Source organism: Neobacillus sp. K501 (assembly GCF_053749995.1).
Genome location: NZ_JBSLYA010000016.1, coordinates 24,953 through 41,826, shown reverse-complemented (window position 1 = coordinate 41,826; position 16,874 = coordinate 24,953). Strand labels below are relative to the sequence as shown.

The following is a 16,874-nucleotide window of genomic DNA, read 5'->3' as shown; positions in this document are numbered from 1 at the left end:
CATTTATGTGTCCCTCCTTTGTCTATTAAAATTGTAAGCCGTTTTCGCGGGCAGCATCAGCTAATGCTTGAATACGTCCATGGTATAAGTATCCTCCACGGTCAAAGACAACGGATGTGATACCTTTTTCTACCGCACGTTTAGCGACTAATTCTCCGATCAACTTTGCAGCTTCAAGATTACTTGAAGATTCAAGAGTTAAATCTTTATCTAAAGTTGAAGCACTTGCTAAAGTAACTCCATTCATATCATCGATAACTTGAGCATAAATATGCTTGTTAGAGCGGAACACGTTAAGACGTGGACGAGCTGCAGTACCGCTAAGCTTCGCACGAACACGCGCATGGCGCTTCTTACGAGTAGCGTTTTTATCCTGCTTCGTAATCATTTACGTCACTCCTTTCGTTTACCTAGGCGGCATTACTTACCTGTTTTACCTTCTTTACGACGAACAAATTCACCTTCGTAACGGATCCCTTTACCTTTATACGGCTCTGGAGGACGAACTTGACGAATATTCGCTGCTAATGCACCAACACGTTCTTTGTCAGTACCTTTGATTGTAATTTTAGTGTTAGCTGGTACTTCAATTTCAAGACCAGTTTCAGGCTCGATCTCAACTGGGTGAGAGTAACCAACGTTTAATACAAGTTTGTTACCTTGCTTTTGAGCACGGTATCCAACCCCGATTAATTCTAATTTTCTTTCGAAGCCTTTAGAAACACCTTCCACCATGTTCGCGATAACCGCACGAGTTGTTCCGTGCAATGCGCGGTGTTCTTTCACATCAGATGGACGAGAAACTGTAACAACATTCTCTTCGATTTTGATTTCAATATCAGGATTAAAAGAGCGAGAAAGTTCGCCTTTAGGTCCTTTAACAGTAACAGTACTATTATTTAAAGTAACTGTAACTCCTGCTGGAATTTCAATCGGTTTTTTTCCTACGCGAGACATTTAGTGCACCTCCATTCATTCAGAAACTTGATTACCAAACGTAAGCTAATACTTCTCCGCCAACTTGTTTAGCACGAGCTTCTTTGTCAGTAATAACACCTTGTGATGTTGAAACTAGAGCGATACCAAGACCGTTAAGAACGCGTGGTACCTCAGTAGATTTTGCATAAACTCGAAGTCCTGGCTTACTGATACGCTTAAGACCAGTGATTACACGTTCGTTGTTTGCACCGTATTTTAAGAAGATACGGATGATACCTTGCTTGTTGTCTTCGATAAATTCAACGTCACGAACGAAACCTTCACGCTTTAAGATTTCAGCGATTTCTTTTTTAATATTAGAAGCAGGCACTTCTAACTTTTCGTGACGAACCATGTTCGCATTACGAATGCGAGTAAGCAAATCTGCAATTGGATCTGTCATGACCATTAATTTTACCTCCTTCCCAGACTTGGGTTTTACCAGCTAGCTTTTTTAACACCAGGAATTTGTCCTTTGTATGCTAATTCACGGAAACAAATACGGCAAAGCTTAAATTTACGGTATACAGAGTGTGGACGGCCGCAACGTTCACAGCGAGTGTACTCTTGTACTGCATATTTAGGCGTGCGTTTTTGTTTCGCAATCATTGACTTTTTAGCCACATTTTCGCCTCCCTTATTTAGCGATTACTTTTGGAATGGCATTCCAAATTGAGTTAACAGTTCACGTGCTTCTTCATCAGTGTTAGCAGTAGTTACGATAACGATATCCATACCACGAACCTTGCTTACTTTATCGTAATCAATTTCAGGGAAGATTAATTGTTCTTTAACACCCAAAGTATAGTTACCGCGACCGTCGAATGCTTTTTTCGAAATACCACGGAAGTCACGAACACGAGGTAAAGAAACGGATACTAATTTATCCAAGAATTCGTACATGCGCTCCCCGCGAAGAGTAACCTTTGCACCGATTGGCATACCTTCACGAAGACGGAAGCCAGCGATTGATTTTTTAGCACGAGTTACAACAGGCTTTTGACCTGTGATCGTTGCTAGTTCTTCTACAGCATTATCTAATGCTTTAGCGTTTGCAACTGCATCGCCAACACCCATGTTAATAACGATTTTATCAAGTTTTGGAACTTGCATTACTGATTTATAGTTGAACTTGCTCATTAGAGCAGGAGTAACTTCTTTAACAAATTTTTCTTTTAGGCGGTTCATTCATAGTACCTCCCTTCTTATTTAAACTATTTATCTAAAACTTCACCGGATTTTGCTACGCGTACTTTTTTGCCATCAACCGTTTTGTAACCTACACGAGTTGGGTTACCAGATTTAGGATCGATAGGCATAACGTTTGATACATGGATTGGAGCCTCAAAGCTTAAAATTCCGCCTTGTGGGTTCACTTGAGAAGGCTTAGCGTGTTTTTTCACGATATTAACACCTTCTACTAGTACACGGCTTTCTTTAGGATAAGCAGCTAGGATTACTCCTGTTTTGCCTTTATCCTTACCGGAGATGACTCTTACTTTGTCACCCTTTTTAACATGCATCTGTGCGCACCTCCTTAAAGGCATATGGATTTAAATTATAGTACTTCTGGAGCCAAGGAAACGATTTTCATGAAGTTGCTATCGCGAAGTTCGCGGGCAACTGGTCCGAAGATACGAGTTCCACGTGGGCTCTTATCATCCTTGATAATTACACATGCGTTTTCATCGAAACGGATGTAAGATCCATCAGGGCGACGAGCACCGCTTTTCGTACGAACGATAACAGCCTTAACAACGTCACCTTTTTTAACAACGCCACCTGGTGTTGCTTGTTTTACTGTACAAACGATAACATCGCCGATACCAGCTGTTTTACGGCCAGAACCACCAAGAACTTTAATAGTTAGTACCTCACGTGCACCAGAGTTATCAGCAACTTTTAAACGTGATTCTTGTTGAATCATGTGTGTAACCTCCCTTCGGAATAAAGCTTAATCCGAACAATTAAATAATAACTGCTTTTTCAGTAATTTCAACTAAACGGAAGCGTTTCGTAGCAGAAAGCGGACGAGTTTCCATGATACGTACGATGTCGCCAACTTTTGCTTGGTTTTGCTCATCATGAGCTTTGAACTTCTTAGAGTACTTCACGCGTTTACCGTAAAGAGGATGCTTCTTGTAAGTTTCTACTAAAACAGTAATGGTTTTATCCATTTTGTCAGAAACAACGCGTCCAGTGTAAACTTTGCGTTGGTTACGTTCACTCATTATGTGAACCTCCTCTCAATGATTACTTGTTAACGCTGATTTCTCTCTCACGAATCACAGTTTTCATGCGAGCAATCGCTTTGCGTACTTCACGAATGCGAGCTGTATTTTCAAGTTGTCCTGTCGCTAATTGGAAGCGAAGGTTGAAAAGCTCTTCTTTTAAAGATTTTACTTTTTGTTCAATTTCGGCAGTGGTTAAGTCTTTAATTTCATTAGCTCTCATTTGATTCACCACCAATTTCTTCACGTTTTACAAACTTACACTTAACTGGTAGTTTGTGCATTGCAAGACGAAGTGCTTCACGAGCGATTTCTTCTGATACACCTGCAATTTCAAACATAACTTTACCAGGTTTAACTACTGCTACCCAGCCTTCAGGTGCCCCTTTACCGGAACCCATCCGCACTTCTAGAGGCTTTGCAGTATATGGCTTATGAGGGAAAATTTTAATCCAAACTTTTCCGCCACGTTTCATGTAACGTGTCATTGCAATACGTGCAGCTTCTATTTGGCGGTTTGTGATCCAAGAAGCTTCCATTGCTTGCAAGCCGAATTCACCGAATGTTACTTCAGTGCCGCCTTTTGCGTTACCACGCATTTTCCCACGGTGTTGACGGCGATATTTTACGCGTTTTGGCAATAACATATTATTTGCCTCCTTCCGCAGATTTCTTCTTAGTAGGAAGGACTTCTCCCTTATAGATCCATACCTTTATGCCAAGCTTACCGTATGTTGTATCAGCTTCAGCATGAGCATAGTCGATATCAGCACGAAGAGTGTGAAGTGGAACAGTTCCTTCGCTATAGTGTTCAGAACGAGCGATATCCGCACCGCCAAGACGACCTGATACCATTGTTTTAATACCTTTAGCGCCTGCACGCATAGCACGTTGAATTGCTTGCTTCTGTGCACGACGGAAAGATACACGATTTTCTAATTGACGAGCAATATTTTCAGCTACTAATTTCGCATCAACATCAGCTTTTTTGATTTCAAGGATATTGATGTGTACACGTTTGCCAGTTAATGAATTTAAAGCTTTACGAAGTGCTTCAACTTCAGTACCGCCTTTACCGATAACCATACCAGGCTTAGCTGTGTGAACTGTTACATTCACGCGGTTAGCCGCACGTTCGATTTCAACTTTAGATACAGAAGCATCCTTCAAACGCTTCGTGATGTACTCACGAATTTTAAGGTCTTCGTGTAAAAGATCAGCGAAGTCTTTACCAGCGTACCATTTAGATTCCCAATCTTTGATGATTCCGATACGCAATCCGACTGGATTTACTTTTTGACCCACAGGTTATCCCTCCTTCTTTTCTGATAGAACGATTGTGATGTGGCTAGTGCGTTTGTTGATTTGGCTTGCACGGCCCATTGCGCGCGGACGGAAACGTTTCAACGTTGGTCCTTCGTCTACAAAAGCTTGAGTTACTACCAAGCTATTAACGTCCATTTCATAATTGTGCTCGGCATTTGCCATAGCAGATTTTAAAACTTTCTCAACGATTGGAGAAGCAAACTTTGGAGTGAGATTTAAAATCGCCACCGCTTCACCAACTTGCTTTCCTCGAATTAAATCTACGACTAAACGTGCTTTACGAGGAGCAATACGAACTGTTCTTGCAACAGCTTTAGCTTGCATTTGGATGCCCTCCTCTCTTAACGTCTTGTTTTCTTATCATCATTACCATGGCCTTTGTAAGCACGAGTTGGAGCGAATTCTCCAAGTTTGTGTCCTACCATGTCTTCAGTGACATATACAGGCACATGTTTGCGACCATCATAAACAGCGATAGTGTGGCCAATAAATTGTGGGAAGATCGTAGAACGACGTGACCAAGTTTTAACAACTTGCTTACCTTCAGTTTCATTTAACTTTTCGATCTTAACCATTAAATGATCATCAACAAATGGTCCTTTTTTTAGGCTGCGACCCATGGATGAACCTCCCTTCGTGATTGTTCTACGGTTCGTTCTGTGAACCGTAGTTCAACCCCGTTATTTTTTACGACGACGTACAATAAACTTGTCGGATTTGTTCTTTTTCTTACGAGTCTTGAATCCAAGAGTTGGTTTACCCCATGGAGACATAGGTGATTTACGTCCGATTGGTGAACGTCCTTCACCACCACCGTGTGGGTGATCGTTAGGGTTCATTACTGATCCACGAACTGTTGGGCGCTTGCCTAACCAGCGTGAACGACCAGCTTTACCAATGTTAATAAGTTCATGTTGTTCGTTACCTACTTGACCGATAGAAGCACGGCACTCAGCTAGGATCATACGAACTTCACCAGAATTTAAACGTACAAGTACGTATTTGCCTTCTTTACCTAGAACTTGTGCAGAAGTTCCTGCAGCACGAACTAATTGTCCGCCTTTACCAGGCTTCAATTCGATGTTGTGTACTACTGTACCAACAGGGATGTTAGCTAGTGGAAGTGCGTTACCCACTTTAATATCTGCTTCTGGACCAGACATTACTTCCATGCCAACTTGAAGGTTTTTAGGAGCTAAGATATAACGCTTTTCTCCATCAACATAATTAATTAAAGCTATATTTGCAGAACGGTTTGGATCATACTCAATAGTAGCAACGCGTCCTGGAATGCCATCTTTGTTACGTTTAAAATCAATTAAACGATATTGACGCTTATGGCCGCCACCTTGATGACGAACAGTTAACTTACCTTGGTTATTACGGCCGCCTTTTCTCTTAAGCGGAGCTAATAGAGATTTTTCTGGAGTGCTAGTAGTGATTTCTGCGAAATCAGATACAGTCATACCGCGACGACCATTGGAGGTAGGTTTGTACTTTTTAATCGCCATAATTTTTCCCTCCTCTTCTTGATAGGTTCTTATGCTTCAAAGAATTCGATTTCTTTGCTGTCAGCAGTTAATTTTACAATTGCTTTACGACGTTTGTTCGTGTAACCACCGAATTTACCCATGCGCTTGAATTTACCTTTATAGTTCATGATGTTTACTTTCTCAACTTCAACGCCGAAAATTTCTTTTACAGCATCTTTAACTTGAGTTTTGTTAGCTCTAACATCAACTTCAAACGTATATTTCTTCTCAGCCATTAGGTCAGTAGAACGTTCAGTGATAACGGGGCGCTTAATGATATCGCGTGCATCCATTATGCAAGCACCTCCTCTACTTTTTCAACTGCAGCTTTCGTCATGATTAATTTATCATGATTTACTACGTCTAACACGTTGATTCCGTCAGCTGTTACAACTGTTACACCAGGAATGTTACGAGCAGATAATGCTACGTTTTCATCAAGGTCAGCTGTTACGATAAGTGCTTTCTTCTCAACAGAAAGGCCACCTAATACTGATTTGAAATCCTTTGTTTTTGGAGCATCGAAAGCCAAGCTTTCTAATACTAAAATGTTTTCTTCTAATACTTTAGAAGATAATGCAGATTTAATCGCTAAACGGCGTACTTTCTTCGGTAACTTGTAGCTGTAGCTACGTGGTGTTGGTCCGAATACAGTACCACCTCCGCGCCATTGTGGAGAACGGATAGACCCTTGACGAGCACGGCCTGTTCCTTTTTGACGCCATGGTTTACGTCCACCGCCGCGTACTTCAGAACGAATTTTTGTTTTATGAGTTCCTTGACGTAAAGAAGCTCTTTGCATAACAATCGCTTCAAATAATACGTGTTGGTTAGGCTCGATACCAAATACTGTTTCGTTAAGTTCGATTTCACCAACTTGTGAACCGTTTTGGTTAAATAATGAAACTTTAGGCATTCTTTTGTTCCTCCTTTCTTATGAAGATATTACGCTTTAACCGCACCAGAGATTTTTAATAATGCTTTCTTAGGTCCTGGAACATTACCTTTGATCAATAATAGGTTGCGTTCAACATCAACTTTTACGATTTCAAGGTTTTGTACTGTTACTTGTTCTCCACCCATACGTCCTGGTAATAATTTACCTTTGAATACACGGTTTGGAGCAACAGGTCCCATTGAACCAGGGCGACGATGATAACGTGAACCGTGAGCCATTGGGCCGCGTGATTGTCCGTGGCGTTTAATTACACCTTGGAAACCTTTACCCTTTGAGATTCCTGTAACATCTACTACATCGCCTGCAGCGAAAATATCAACTTTGACTTCTTGACCAACTTCATATCCTGTTACGTCAACTCCGCGGAATTCGCGAACGAAGCGCTTAGGAGCAGTATTTGCTTTAGCAACATGGCCTTTTTCTGGTTTGTTAGCTAACTTTTCACGTTTGTCTTCGAAACCGATTTGAATTGCTTCGTAACCGTCGCTTTCAACTGATTTCTTTTGAAGTACTACGTTTTGAGCTGCCTCAACAACAGTAACTGGGATTAAGTTGCCGTTCTCTGCGAATACTTGAGTCATACCAATCTTTCTTCCTAAGATTCCTTTGGTCATTTAAGTCACACCTCCTAATTTTCTTGTTTATATATTTTCATTAAAGTTTAATTTCGATATCTACACCAGATGGTAAATCTAAACGCATTAACGCATCAACTGTTTGTGGAGTTGGGTTAACGATGTCGATTAGACGCTTATGTGTTCTCATTTCGAACTGCTCACGAGAATCTTTGTACTTATGCACCGCACGAAGGATTGTGTAAACAGATTTTTCAGTTGGAAGCGGAATCGGACCTGAAACTGCCGCACCTGAACGTTTTGCTGTTTCAACAATTTTTTCTGCAGATTGATCAAGAATTCTGTGATCATAAGCTTTTAAACGGATACGAATCTTTTGTTTTGCCATTATTTTCCCTCCTTTATCGCCTATTTTCTAAATAGACATTTCTCAGTGAAAATTTCCCACACACTCGCCATGGCAAAGCGGCCGGGTGTGTCAGCAACCTTCCACATCATCGCAGTCAAAGACCAACATTGTCTATTATACATAAAACATTAGGCAAACGCAACAATTATTACGTTTTTTCTTTTGTTTATGTTCCAGCACACTTTTATTATTATAGCGACGTGTTTATACAATTTCAATAGAAAAAATAATTCTCCAGAAATAACCTATCTATTCGCTTACTTAATTGAAAAATAAAATAACTTTATATAATAGAAGAAACTCGTCAGTTCGCATAAAAAAAAGCAGGTGGATCGTCTCCACCTACTTTTTTATAACTATAGACTATTCCATGATTTTAGCAACTGAACCTGCGCCTACAGTACGTCCGCCTTCACGGATTGAGAATTTAGTACCTTCTTCAACCGCAACTGGAGCGATAAGTTCAACTGTCATTTCGATGTTGTCGCCAGGCATAACCATTTCTACGCCTTCTGGAAGATTACAGATACCAGTAATATCAGAAGTACGGAAATAGAATTGTGGACGATAGTTTGTGAAGAATGGAGTGTGACGTCCACCTTCTTCTTTAGATAATACGTAAACTTGTGCAGTAAACTTTGTGTGTGGGTTGATTGTTTTTGGCTTAGCCAAAACTTGTCCACGCTCGATATCTTCACGAGCTACACCACGAAGTAGTGCACCGATGTTGTCTCCAGCTTCTGCATAGTCAAGAAGCTTACGGAACATTTCTACACCTGTTACAGTAGTAGATTTAGGCTCTTCTGTGAAACCAACGATTTCAACAACGTCACCAACTTTAACTACACCACGCTCAACACGTCCTGTAGCAACAGTTCCACGACCAGTGATTGAGAATACGTCCTCAACTGGCATCATGAATGGCTTTTCAGTATCACGAGCTGGAGTTGGGATATACTCATCAACTGCAGTCATAAGTTCATAGATTTTTTCTTCCCAAGCAGCATCGCCTTCTAATGCTTTAAGAGCAGAACCTTTGATAACTGGAGTGTCATCACCAGGGAATTCGTATTCAGAAAGAAGGTCACGAATTTCCATTTCTACTAATTCAAGAAGTTCTTCGTCGTCAACCATGTCACACTTGTTCATGAATACAACAAGGTAAGGTACACCTACTTGACGAGAAAGAAGGATGTGTTCACGAGTTTGTGGCATTGGACCATCAGTTGCAGATACAACTAGGATACCGCCGTCCATTTGCGCAGCACCAGTGATCATGTTTTTAACATAGTCAGCGTGTCCTGGGCAGTCAACGTGAGCGTAGTGACGGTTGTCAGTTTCGTACTCAACGTGTGCTGTAGAGATTGTGATACCACGTTCTCTTTCTTCTGGAGCACCGTCGATTTGATCGTATGCACGAGCTTCTGCTTTACCAGTTTTAGCAAGAACAGAAGTGATTGCAGCAGTTAAAGTTGTTTTACCGTGGTCAACGTGACCAATTGTACCAATGTTAACGTGTGGCTTAGAGCGGTCGAATTTAGCTTTACCCATTAGGAAATCCTCCTTTAATATAAAAAAATTAAGTATATTGTTCATGGAAACTGTAAAGTGGTTGTCCCAATTTCACAGTTTCCATTGTTACATAAGTAGTTATACTTTATTGGTTGGCGAAAATCAATTATTCACCTTTATTTTTTTTGATGATTTCTTCAGAAACTGATTTTGGTACTTCTTCATAGTGATCGAAGTGCATAGAGAATACTCCACGTCCTTGTGTACTTGAACGAAGTGCTGTAGCGTAACCAAACATTTCTGAAAGTGGAACCATAGCACGAACTACTTGTGCATTACCACGAGCTTCCATACCCTCTACGCGTCCACGACGAGCAGTGATTTGTCCCATAATATCACCAAGATATTCTTCTGGGATTACAACTTCTACTCTCATCATAGGCTCAAGGATAACCGGTTGACATTTTGAAGCAGCATTTTTAAGAGCCATTGAAGCGGCAATCTTAAAGGCCATTTCAGAGGAGTCAACATCATGGTAAGATCCGTCAAACAATCTTGCTTTAATATCAACTAAAGGATATCCAGCAAGTACACCACGATCTAATGCGTCTTCAAGACCAGCTTGAACAGCAGGGATGTATTCACGAGGAACGACACCACCGACGATACCGTTTTCGAATTCGAATCCTTTACCTTCTTCGTTAGGTGCGAATTCGATCCAAACGTGACCGAATTGTCCACGACCACCAGATTGACGTGCAAACTTACCTTCTACTTGCGCAGAAGCACGGAAAGTTTCACGATAAGCAACCTGAGGAGCACCTACATTCGCTTCAACTTTAAATTCACGACGCATACGGTCAACGATGATATCAAGGTGAAGTTCACCCATACCAGCGATGATTACCTGTCCAGTTTCCTGGTCAGTGTGTGCACGGAAAGTTGGATCTTCTTCTTGAAGCTTTTGTAGTGCAGTAGTCATCTTGTCTTGGTCAGCTTTTGATTTTGGTTCAACTGATAGTTGGATTACTGGCTCTGGGAATTGCATAGACTCTAGAATAACAAGATTTTTATCATCACATAGAGTATCACCAGTAGTTGTATCTTTCAAACCTACTGCAGCAGCAATGTCACCAGCAAAAACCTTAGAGATTTCTTGACGGCTGTTTGCGTGCATTTGCAGGATACGTCCGATACGCTCACGCTTGCCTTTTGTTGAGTTTTGGACATATGATCCAGACTCTAAAGTACCAGAGTAAACGCGGAAGAACGTTAATTTACCAACATAAGGGTCAGTCATAACTTTGAACGCAAGAGCTGAGAATGGCTCTTCGTCACTTGAGTGACGTTCAATTACTTCTTCTTCATCATCAACAGCATGACCCTTAATTGCAGGTACATCTAATGGTGATGGAAGATAGTCGATAACTGCATCTAGCATTAACTGAACACCTTTGTTCTTGAATGCAGATCCACAGATTACAGGATAGAATTCAACGTTAACAGTACCTTTACGAATCGCAGCTTTTAGCTCTTCTTTAGTGATTTCTTCACCACCAAGGTATTTTTCCATTAACTCTTCATCTAATTCTGCAACTGCTTCTACTAATTTCTCACGGTATTCTTCAGCTTGTGCCTTGTATTCTTCAGGAATTTCACGAACTTCGATATCTGTACCTAAGTCGTTACCGTAGAATACTGCATTCATTTCCACAAGGTCAATGATTGCTGAGAACTCGTCTTCAGCACCGATTGGTAACTGAATTGGGTGAGCATTAGCTTGTAAACGGTCATGGATCGTTCCTACAGAATATAGGAAGTCTGCACCGATTTTGTCCATTTTGTTTACGAATACTACACGAGGTACACCATAAGTTGTTGCTTGGCGCCAAACTGTTTCAGTTTGCGGCTCAACACCAGATTGTGCATCAAGTACAGCAACCGCACCATCAAGAACACGAAGTGAACGTTCAACTTCAACTGTGAAGTCTACGTGTCCAGGAGTGTCAATGATGTTTACACGGTGGCCTTTCCATGATGCTGTTGTTGCAGCAGAAGTGATTGTGATTCCACGCTCTTGTTCCTGCTCCATCCAGTCCATTTGAGATGCACCTTCATGAGTTTCACCGATCTTATGGATCTTACCAGTGTAATAAAGTACACGTTCAGTGGTAGTCGTTTTACCGGCATCGATGTGAGCCATGATGCCGATATTACGAGTGTTTACCAAGGAGAACTCTCTTGCCATTGGGTCTTTCTCCTTCCTAGTTTGAAAGTTTTTATATTGAAGGTTAAATTACCAACGATAGTGAGCAAACGCTTTGTTTGCTTCTGCCATTTTGTGTGTATCTTCACGTTTCTTAACAGATGCACCAGTGTTGTTAGCTGCATCCATGATTTCGTTAGCTAAACGCTCTTCCATCGTTTTTTCACCGCGAAGACGCGCATAGTTAACTAACCAGCGTAATCCAAGAGTTGTACGACGATCAGGACGCACCTCAACTGGAACTTGGTAGTTAGCTCCACCTACACGGCGTGCTCTTACCTCAAGTACAGGCATGATGTTTTTCATTGCTGCTTCGAACACTTCCATCGGTTCTTTACCAGAACGTTCACGAATTGTTTCAAATGCAGAGTAAAGAATTTCTTGTGATTTACCTCTTTTACCGTCGATCATCATTTTGTTGATTAGACGAGTAACTAGCTTAGAATTGTAAAGTGGATCTGGTAACACGTCTCTTTTTGCTACAGGACCTTTACGTGGCATTATGTTTCCTCCTTTCAAAGAAGCTTCTATTTATTTCAGATTATTTTTTTGCTGCTTTTGGACGCTTAGTACCGTATTTAGAACGGCCTTGCATACGGTTGTTAACACCAGCAGTATCAAGCGCTCCACGTACGATGTGATAACGTACCCCCGGTAAGTCTTTTACACGTCCTCCACGAATAAGAACAACGCTGTGCTCTTGAAGGTTGTGACCGATACCAGGAATGTATGCTGTCACCTCGATACCATTTGTCAAACGTACACGTGCATATTTACGTAACGCTGAGTTTGGTTTCTTTGGAGTCATTGTACCAACACGAGTACATACTCCGCGTTTTTGTGGTGAAGATACATTAGTTTGTGATTTTTTGAAGCTGTTGTAACCTTTATTTAGCGCAGGAGACTTCGACTTTTCAGTGATTGCTTGACGAGGCTTGCGCACTAATTGGTTAATAGTAGGCATGTTACTTTTCCTCCCTTCATTTTTTGTAAGCCCACACACCCAGGTGGTTCATTTTGATGCAAAAACAAAGTTTTTGCAGACTACTCTATCTACAAAAACAGTTTTTAACGAATAATAGCTACAGCTGAGGCACCAACTTCTATTCCGCATGCTTTCCCAAGTTTTTTCATCGAGTCTACATACGTAACAGGGATGTTCATATCTAGAGCTAAGTTTACGACGTTTGTTATCACTTTCGCTTCAACATCACTCGCAACGATCAACTCTTTCGTTTTTCCATCCTTAAGTGCTTTGACTGTTTGTTTAGTTCCTATAATAACTTTATTTGCCTGTAATACTTTTTCATAAGACAATTTTCATATCCTCCAAAGTATCAGGTGAATAGGAGCACCTTTGATATATTATCATCATCCAAATCAGATGTCAACAAAACTTTAATTTTTTATCCATTTTCCTGGTATAGCTTTTTTCTTTAAAAGGCGGTACTCGCCTGGTAGGTGAGTACCGCACTTTTATATTAATTAATCAATTGCGATCGTTTCTTCCGATGTTGTGTCTCTTAGGACAGGTTCTGCTTTACGGTACCGCTGCATTCCTGTTCCTGCTGGAACGAGCTTACCGATAATAACATTTTCCTTCAAACCGAGTAATTCGTCACGCTTGCCTTTGATGGCTGCATCTGTAAGTACTCTTGTTGTTTCTTGGAAGGAAGCTGCTGATAAGAAGGAATCTGTTTCAAGAGATGCCTTCGTAATACCAAGCAATACCGGACGGCCTGTTGCTGGTAATTTTCCGCTTAACAAGGCTTTTTCATTCGCATCAGTAAATTGGTGAATATCAAGCAATGTACCAGGTAGTACATCCGTTTCACCTGCATCACTCACACGGATTTTACGCATCATTTGACGAACCATTACTTCAACGTGTTTGTCGCCGATTTCAACACCCTGCATACGGTAAACTTTTTGTACTTCACGTAATAAGTACTCTTGCACCGCAGCAACGTCTTTCACTTTGATTAATTCTTTAGGGTCAATCGAACCTTCTGTTAATTCTTGTCCACGTAACACTTGATCATTTACCGCAACTTTCAAACGAGCCGTATACGGCGCATTGTAAGTGCGTGATTCAACTTCACCTTGAACAACGATTTCATGCTGACGGTCACGACCTTCGTTAATACCCACAACCACACCATCGATTTCTGAAATAACCGCAACCCCTTTAGGATTACGCGCTTCAAAAATCTCTTGAATACGTGGTAAACCTTGAGTGATATCGTCTCCGGCAACCCCACCTGTATGGAATGTACGCATCGTTAACTGCGTACCAGGTTCACCGATGGATTGTGCAGCGATGATACCAACTGCTTCGCCCACTTCCACTTCCTGACCTGTTGCCAAGTTACGGCCATAACATTTTTTACAAACACCATGACGTGTATTACATGTAAAGACGGAACGGATTTTTACTTCTTCAATTCCTGTTCCGACAATTTGTTCTGCAAGATCTTCTGTAATTAATCCGTTAGCTGGGACCAACACCTCATTGGTTTCTGGATGCTTAATGGCATTACGGGCATAACGGCCAATTAAACGCTCATCCAATCCTTCAATGATTTCTGTACCATCTTTCAACGCACTGATTAATAAACCTCTATCTGTACCACAATCGTCTTCACGGACAATAACATCTTGAGCAACATCAACTAGACGACGCGTTAAGTAACCTGAGTCAGCTGTTTTCAAGGCTGTATCCGCAAGACCTTTACGAGCACCGTGAGTAGAGATAAAGTACTCTAATACGGTTAAACCTTCACGGAAACTTGATTTAATTGGTAACTCAATGATCCGTCCAGCCGGGTTGGCCATCAGACCACGCATACCAGCTAACTGAGTAAAGTTAGAGGCGTTACCACGGGCACCGGAATCACTCATCATAAAGATTGGATTCGTTTTATTCAGGGATTTCATAAGTTTCCCTTGAATTGTATCCTTCGCAGCACTCCAAATCGCAATAACACGATCATAGCGCTCGTCCTCTGTAATCAAACCACGTCTAAATTGTTTCAGGACGTTATCTACTTTACCTTGAGCTTCTTGAAGGATTTGCTGCTTTTCGCCAAGAACGACGATATCTGCTACACCAACTGTAATACCAGCTTTAGTAGAATATTTAAATCCTAAGTCTTTCATGCGGTCAAGCATTTTTGATGTTTCGGTAATTTTGAAACGTTTAAATACTTCCGCAATAATGTTTCCAAGGATCTTCTTCTTGAATGGATCAACGATCGGCATTTCTTTGATTCTAGCTACTACATCTTCACCTTTTTCAACGAAATACTTCGCAGGTGTCTCTACTTCTAAATTGTGTCTAGTTGGTTCATTGATATAAGGGAATGAATTTGGCAGAATTTCGTTAAAAACAAGTTTACCAACCGTTGTGATCAGCAACTTATTATTTTGTTCTTCTGTTAATGTTTCATTACCTAGCGATCCCGCATCGACAGCAACACGAGTATGCAAATGTACATAGCCATTTTGGTAAGCTAATAATGCCTCGTTTGTATCTTTAAAAATCATCCCTTCGCCAACTGCACCTTCTCTTTCAAGCGTAAGGTAATAGTTACCTAATACCATATCCTGGGAAGGAGTAACAACTGGCTTTCCATCTTTAGGGTTTAAGATGTTTTGAGCCGCAAGCATTAATAGTCTTGCCTCAGCTTGAGCTTCAGATGACAGTGGTACGTGAACAGCCATTTGGTCACCGTCGAAGTCTGCGTTATAAGCAGTACATACAAGTGGATGAAGGCGAATCGCTCTTCCTTCTACCAATGTCGGTTCAAAGGCTTGAATCCCTAGTCTGTGAAGAGTTGGGGCACGGTTTAACAGAACCGGATGCTCACGGATAACATCTTCAAGCACATCCCAAACTTCAGGGGATACTCGTTCAATTTTACGTTTTGCCGATTTGATATTGTGGGCTAAACCTTTTTCAACAAGCTCCTTCATTACGAATGGCTTGAATAATTCAAGAGCCATTTCCTTCGGAAGACCACATTGATACATTTTTAAGTTTGGACCAACAACAATTACCGAACGGCCAGAATAGTCAACACGTTTACCAAGTAAGTTTTGACGGAAACGTCCTTGTTTACCTTTTAACATGTGAGAAAGTGATTTTAACGGGCGGTTACCAGGCCCTGTTACCGGACGTCCACGACGACCATTATCAATTAAGGCATCTACCGCTTCTTGAAGCATCCGTTTTTCGTTTTGAACGATAATACTTGGCGCACCAAGGTCTAATAAACGCTTTAAACGATTGTTACGGTTGATGACACGACGGTATAGATCATTTAAATCGGATGTTGCGAATCTTCCACCATCCAATTGAACCATAGGACGAAGTTCAGGAGGAATGACCGGAAGAACATCAAGAATCATCCATGAAGGCTCATTGCCAGATCCACGGAAGGCTTCTAAAACTTCAAGACGTTTAATCGCACGTGTACGACGTTGCCCTTGAGCTGTTTTAAGTTCTTCTTTTAAAATGTCAACTTCCTTGTTTAAATCAATATCGGAAAGAAGCTTTTTAATTGCTTCTGCACCCATGGCAGCTTGGAATTTATTCCCGTACTTTTCACGGTATGCACGATATTCTTTTTCAGATAAAAGCTGTTTCTTATCCAGCGCTGTATCTCCGGATTCAGTCACAACATAAGAAGCAAAATAAATAACTTCTTCCAAAGCACGTGGAGACATATCTAATACAAGCCCCATACGGCTTGGAATCCCTTTAAAGTACCAAATATGTGAGACAGGAGCAGCAAGCTCAATATGTCCCATTCTTTCACGGCGAACTTTTGCGCGCGTTACTTCAACACCGCAACGGTCACAAACTACACCTTTATATCGGACACGTTTGTATTTTCCACAATGACATTCCCAGTCCTTTGTTGGACCAAAAATCCTCTCACAGAATAAACCGTCCTTTTCAGGTTTTAGCGTACGATAGTTAATCGTTTCTGGCTTCTTGACTTCTCCAAATGACCATGAACGGATTTTATCTGGTGAAGCAAGACCAATCTTCATATACTCAAAATTATTAACATCAATCAAGG

Annotated in this window: 24 protein-coding genes; all 24 read right to left on the bottom strand. The window is 41.1% G+C overall.

From position 1 onward, the window contains the following. Positions 1–25: 25 nt before the first annotated feature. The gene (gene rplR, locus ACWM35_RS23630) at positions 26–388 is read right to left on the bottom strand and encodes a 50S ribosomal protein L18 (protein WP_454821352.1); all 363 of its coding nucleotides are present in this window, start codon (positions 386–388) and stop codon (positions 26–28) included. A 32-nt stretch (positions 389–420) separates the two neighbouring features. Further along, positions 421–957 (bottom strand): 50S ribosomal protein L6, encoded by a 537-nt coding sequence (gene rplF, locus ACWM35_RS23625; RefSeq protein WP_454821351.1) that lies wholly within the window; start codon positions 955–957, stop codon positions 421–423. A gap of 31 nt (positions 958–988) precedes the next feature. Continuing rightward, positions 989–1,387: a 30S ribosomal protein S8 gene (gene rpsH / locus ACWM35_RS23620; RefSeq protein ID WP_454821350.1), complete on the bottom strand. Its 399-nt coding sequence runs from the start codon at positions 1,385–1,387 to the stop codon at positions 989–991. 29 nt (positions 1,388–1,416) lie between these two features. After that, positions 1,417–1,602, bottom strand: a complete 186-nt coding sequence (locus tag ACWM35_RS23615) for a type Z 30S ribosomal protein S14 (protein ID WP_034676107.1) — start codon at positions 1,600–1,602, stop codon at positions 1,417–1,419. A 24-nt stretch (positions 1,603–1,626) separates the two neighbouring features. Continuing rightward, a complete protein-coding gene (gene rplE, locus ACWM35_RS23610) occupies positions 1,627–2,166 on the bottom strand; it encodes a 50S ribosomal protein L5 (protein WP_454821349.1) in 540 nt (179 codons plus the stop codon). Between the two features lie 26 nt (positions 2,167–2,192). After that, positions 2,193–2,501, bottom strand: a complete 309-nt coding sequence (gene rplX, locus ACWM35_RS23605) for a 50S ribosomal protein L24 (RefSeq protein ID WP_454821348.1) — start codon at positions 2,499–2,501, stop codon at positions 2,193–2,195. Between the two features lie 35 nt (positions 2,502–2,536). Beyond that, the gene (rplN, locus tag ACWM35_RS23600; protein ID WP_335415953.1) at positions 2,537–2,905 is read right to left on the bottom strand and encodes a 50S ribosomal protein L14; all 369 of its coding nucleotides are present in this window, start codon (positions 2,903–2,905) and stop codon (positions 2,537–2,539) included. A gap of 40 nt (positions 2,906–2,945) precedes the next feature. After that, on the bottom strand, positions 2,946–3,209 hold the full coding sequence (rpsQ, locus tag ACWM35_RS23595; protein ID WP_454821347.1) for a 30S ribosomal protein S17: 264 nt from the start codon (positions 3,207–3,209) through the stop codon (positions 2,946–2,948). A 22-nt stretch (positions 3,210–3,231) separates the two neighbouring features. Continuing rightward, positions 3,232–3,432 (bottom strand): 50S ribosomal protein L29, encoded by a 201-nt coding sequence (gene rpmC, locus ACWM35_RS23590; protein ID WP_034676094.1) that lies wholly within the window; start codon positions 3,430–3,432, stop codon positions 3,232–3,234. After that, the gene (gene rplP / locus ACWM35_RS23585) at positions 3,422–3,856 is read right to left on the bottom strand and encodes a 50S ribosomal protein L16 (RefSeq protein WP_263323880.1); all 435 of its coding nucleotides are present in this window, start codon (positions 3,854–3,856) and stop codon (positions 3,422–3,424) included. Before rplP ends, rpmC begins: the two co-directional genes overlap by 11 nt. Position 3,857: 1 nt before the next feature. Continuing rightward, positions 3,858–4,514: a 30S ribosomal protein S3 gene (gene rpsC / locus ACWM35_RS23580; RefSeq protein ID WP_454821346.1), complete on the bottom strand. Its 657-nt coding sequence runs from the start codon at positions 4,512–4,514 to the stop codon at positions 3,858–3,860. A 3-nt stretch (positions 4,515–4,517) separates the two neighbouring features. Continuing rightward, positions 4,518–4,859, bottom strand: a complete 342-nt coding sequence (gene rplV, locus ACWM35_RS23575) for a 50S ribosomal protein L22 (RefSeq protein WP_454821345.1) — start codon at positions 4,857–4,859, stop codon at positions 4,518–4,520. A gap of 17 nt (positions 4,860–4,876) precedes the next feature. Further along, positions 4,877–5,155 (bottom strand): 30S ribosomal protein S19, encoded by a 279-nt coding sequence (rpsS, locus tag ACWM35_RS23570; protein ID WP_026574091.1) that lies wholly within the window; start codon positions 5,153–5,155, stop codon positions 4,877–4,879. A gap of 60 nt (positions 5,156–5,215) precedes the next feature. Then, positions 5,216–6,046 (bottom strand): 50S ribosomal protein L2, encoded by an 831-nt coding sequence (gene rplB, locus ACWM35_RS23565; RefSeq protein ID WP_454821344.1) that lies wholly within the window; start codon positions 6,044–6,046, stop codon positions 5,216–5,218. 29 nt (positions 6,047–6,075) lie between these two features. Then, positions 6,076–6,360 (bottom strand): 50S ribosomal protein L23, encoded by a 285-nt coding sequence (rplW, locus tag ACWM35_RS23560; RefSeq protein WP_040203238.1) that lies wholly within the window; start codon positions 6,358–6,360, stop codon positions 6,076–6,078. Next, positions 6,360–6,983 (bottom strand): 50S ribosomal protein L4, encoded by a 624-nt coding sequence (gene rplD, locus ACWM35_RS23555; RefSeq protein ID WP_454821343.1) that lies wholly within the window; start codon positions 6,981–6,983, stop codon positions 6,360–6,362. The genes rplW and rplD overlap by 1 nt, the downstream gene beginning before the upstream one ends. Positions 6,984–7,012: 29 nt before the next feature. Further along, a complete protein-coding gene (gene rplC / locus ACWM35_RS23550; RefSeq protein WP_454821342.1) occupies positions 7,013–7,639 on the bottom strand; it encodes a 50S ribosomal protein L3 in 627 nt (208 codons plus the stop codon). A 40-nt stretch (positions 7,640–7,679) separates the two neighbouring features. After that, complete coding sequence (rpsJ, locus tag ACWM35_RS23545; protein ID WP_007085291.1) at positions 7,680–7,988, bottom strand: 30S ribosomal protein S10; 309 nt, start codon at positions 7,986–7,988, stop codon at positions 7,680–7,682. 384 nt (positions 7,989–8,372) lie between these two features. Next, positions 8,373–9,560, bottom strand: a complete 1,188-nt coding sequence (gene tuf, locus ACWM35_RS23540; protein ID WP_454821341.1) for an elongation factor Tu — start codon at positions 9,558–9,560, stop codon at positions 8,373–8,375. Between the two features lie 127 nt (positions 9,561–9,687). Then, the gene (fusA, locus tag ACWM35_RS23535) at positions 9,688–11,769 is read right to left on the bottom strand and encodes an elongation factor G (protein WP_454821340.1); all 2,082 of its coding nucleotides are present in this window, start codon (positions 11,767–11,769) and stop codon (positions 9,688–9,690) included. Positions 11,770–11,817: 48 nt separating this feature from the next. Continuing rightward, entirely contained in the window at positions 11,818–12,288 is a 471-nt protein-coding gene (gene rpsG / locus ACWM35_RS23530; RefSeq protein ID WP_454821339.1) for a 30S ribosomal protein S7, read from the bottom strand. A gap of 40 nt (positions 12,289–12,328) precedes the next feature. Beyond that, a complete protein-coding gene (gene rpsL / locus ACWM35_RS23525) occupies positions 12,329–12,751 on the bottom strand; it encodes a 30S ribosomal protein S12 (RefSeq protein ID WP_026574083.1) in 423 nt (140 codons plus the stop codon). 104 nt (positions 12,752–12,855) lie between these two features. Then, positions 12,856–13,104, bottom strand: coding sequence for a 50S ribosomal protein L7ae-like protein (locus tag ACWM35_RS23520; protein WP_454821338.1), 249 nt, complete (start codon positions 13,102–13,104; stop codon positions 12,856–12,858). A gap of 168 nt (positions 13,105–13,272) precedes the next feature. Next, positions 13,273–16,872: a DNA-directed RNA polymerase subunit beta' gene (gene rpoC / locus ACWM35_RS23515; RefSeq protein WP_454821337.1), complete on the bottom strand. Its 3,600-nt coding sequence runs from the start codon at positions 16,870–16,872 to the stop codon at positions 13,273–13,275. Positions 16,873–16,874: the final 2 nt, after the last annotated feature.

Coding starts and splice junctions, on each gene's coding strand:
- rplR (WP_454821352.1), bottom strand. CDS start 388: ATGATTACGAAGCAGGATAAAAACGCTACTCGTAAGAAGCGCCATGCG.
- rplF (WP_454821351.1), bottom strand. CDS start 957: ATGTCTCGCGTAGGAAAAAAACCGATTGAAATTCCAGCAGGAGTTACA.
- rpsH (WP_454821350.1), bottom strand. CDS start 1,387: ATGGTCATGACAGATCCAATTGCAGATTTGCTTACTCGCATTCGTAAT.
- rplE (WP_454821349.1), bottom strand. CDS start 2,166: ATGAACCGCCTAAAAGAAAAATTTGTTAAAGAAGTTACTCCTGCTCTA.
- rplX (WP_454821348.1), bottom strand. CDS start 2,501: ATGCATGTTAAAAAGGGTGACAAAGTAAGAGTCATCTCCGGTAAGGAT.
- rplN (WP_335415953.1), bottom strand. CDS start 2,905: ATGATTCAACAAGAATCACGTTTAAAAGTTGCTGATAACTCTGGTGCA.
- rpsQ (WP_454821347.1), bottom strand. CDS start 3,209: ATGAGTGAACGTAACCAACGCAAAGTTTACACTGGACGCGTTGTTTCT.
- rpmC (WP_034676094.1), bottom strand. CDS start 3,432: ATGAGAGCTAATGAAATTAAAGACTTAACCACTGCCGAAATTGAACAA.
- rplP (WP_263323880.1), bottom strand. CDS start 3,856: ATGTTATTGCCAAAACGCGTAAAATATCGCCGTCAACACCGTGGGAAA.
- rplV (WP_454821345.1), bottom strand. CDS start 4,859: ATGCAAGCTAAAGCTGTTGCAAGAACAGTTCGTATTGCTCCTCGTAAA.
- rpsS (WP_026574091.1), bottom strand. CDS start 5,155: ATGGGTCGCAGCCTAAAAAAAGGACCATTTGTTGATGATCATTTAATG.
- rplB (WP_454821344.1), bottom strand. CDS start 6,046: ATGGCGATTAAAAAGTACAAACCTACCTCCAATGGTCGTCGCGGTATG.
- rplW (WP_040203238.1), bottom strand. CDS start 6,360: ATGGATGCACGCGATATCATTAAGCGCCCCGTTATCACTGAACGTTCT.
- rplD (WP_454821343.1), bottom strand. CDS start 6,983: ATGCCTAAAGTTTCATTATTTAACCAAAACGGTTCACAAGTTGGTGAA.
- rplC (WP_454821342.1), bottom strand. CDS start 7,639: ATGACCAAAGGAATCTTAGGAAGAAAGATTGGTATGACTCAAGTATTC.
- rpsJ (WP_007085291.1), bottom strand. CDS start 7,988: ATGGCAAAACAAAAGATTCGTATCCGTTTAAAAGCTTATGATCACAGA.
- tuf (WP_454821341.1), bottom strand. CDS start 9,560: ATGGGTAAAGCTAAATTCGACCGCTCTAAGCCACACGTTAACATTGGT.
- fusA (WP_454821340.1), bottom strand. CDS start 11,769: ATGGCAAGAGAGTTCTCCTTGGTAAACACTCGTAATATCGGCATCATG.
- rpsG (WP_454821339.1), bottom strand. CDS start 12,288: ATGCCACGTAAAGGTCCTGTAGCAAAAAGAGACGTGTTACCAGATCCA.
- rpsL (WP_026574083.1), bottom strand. CDS start 12,751: ATGCCTACTATTAACCAATTAGTGCGCAAGCCTCGTCAAGCAATCACT.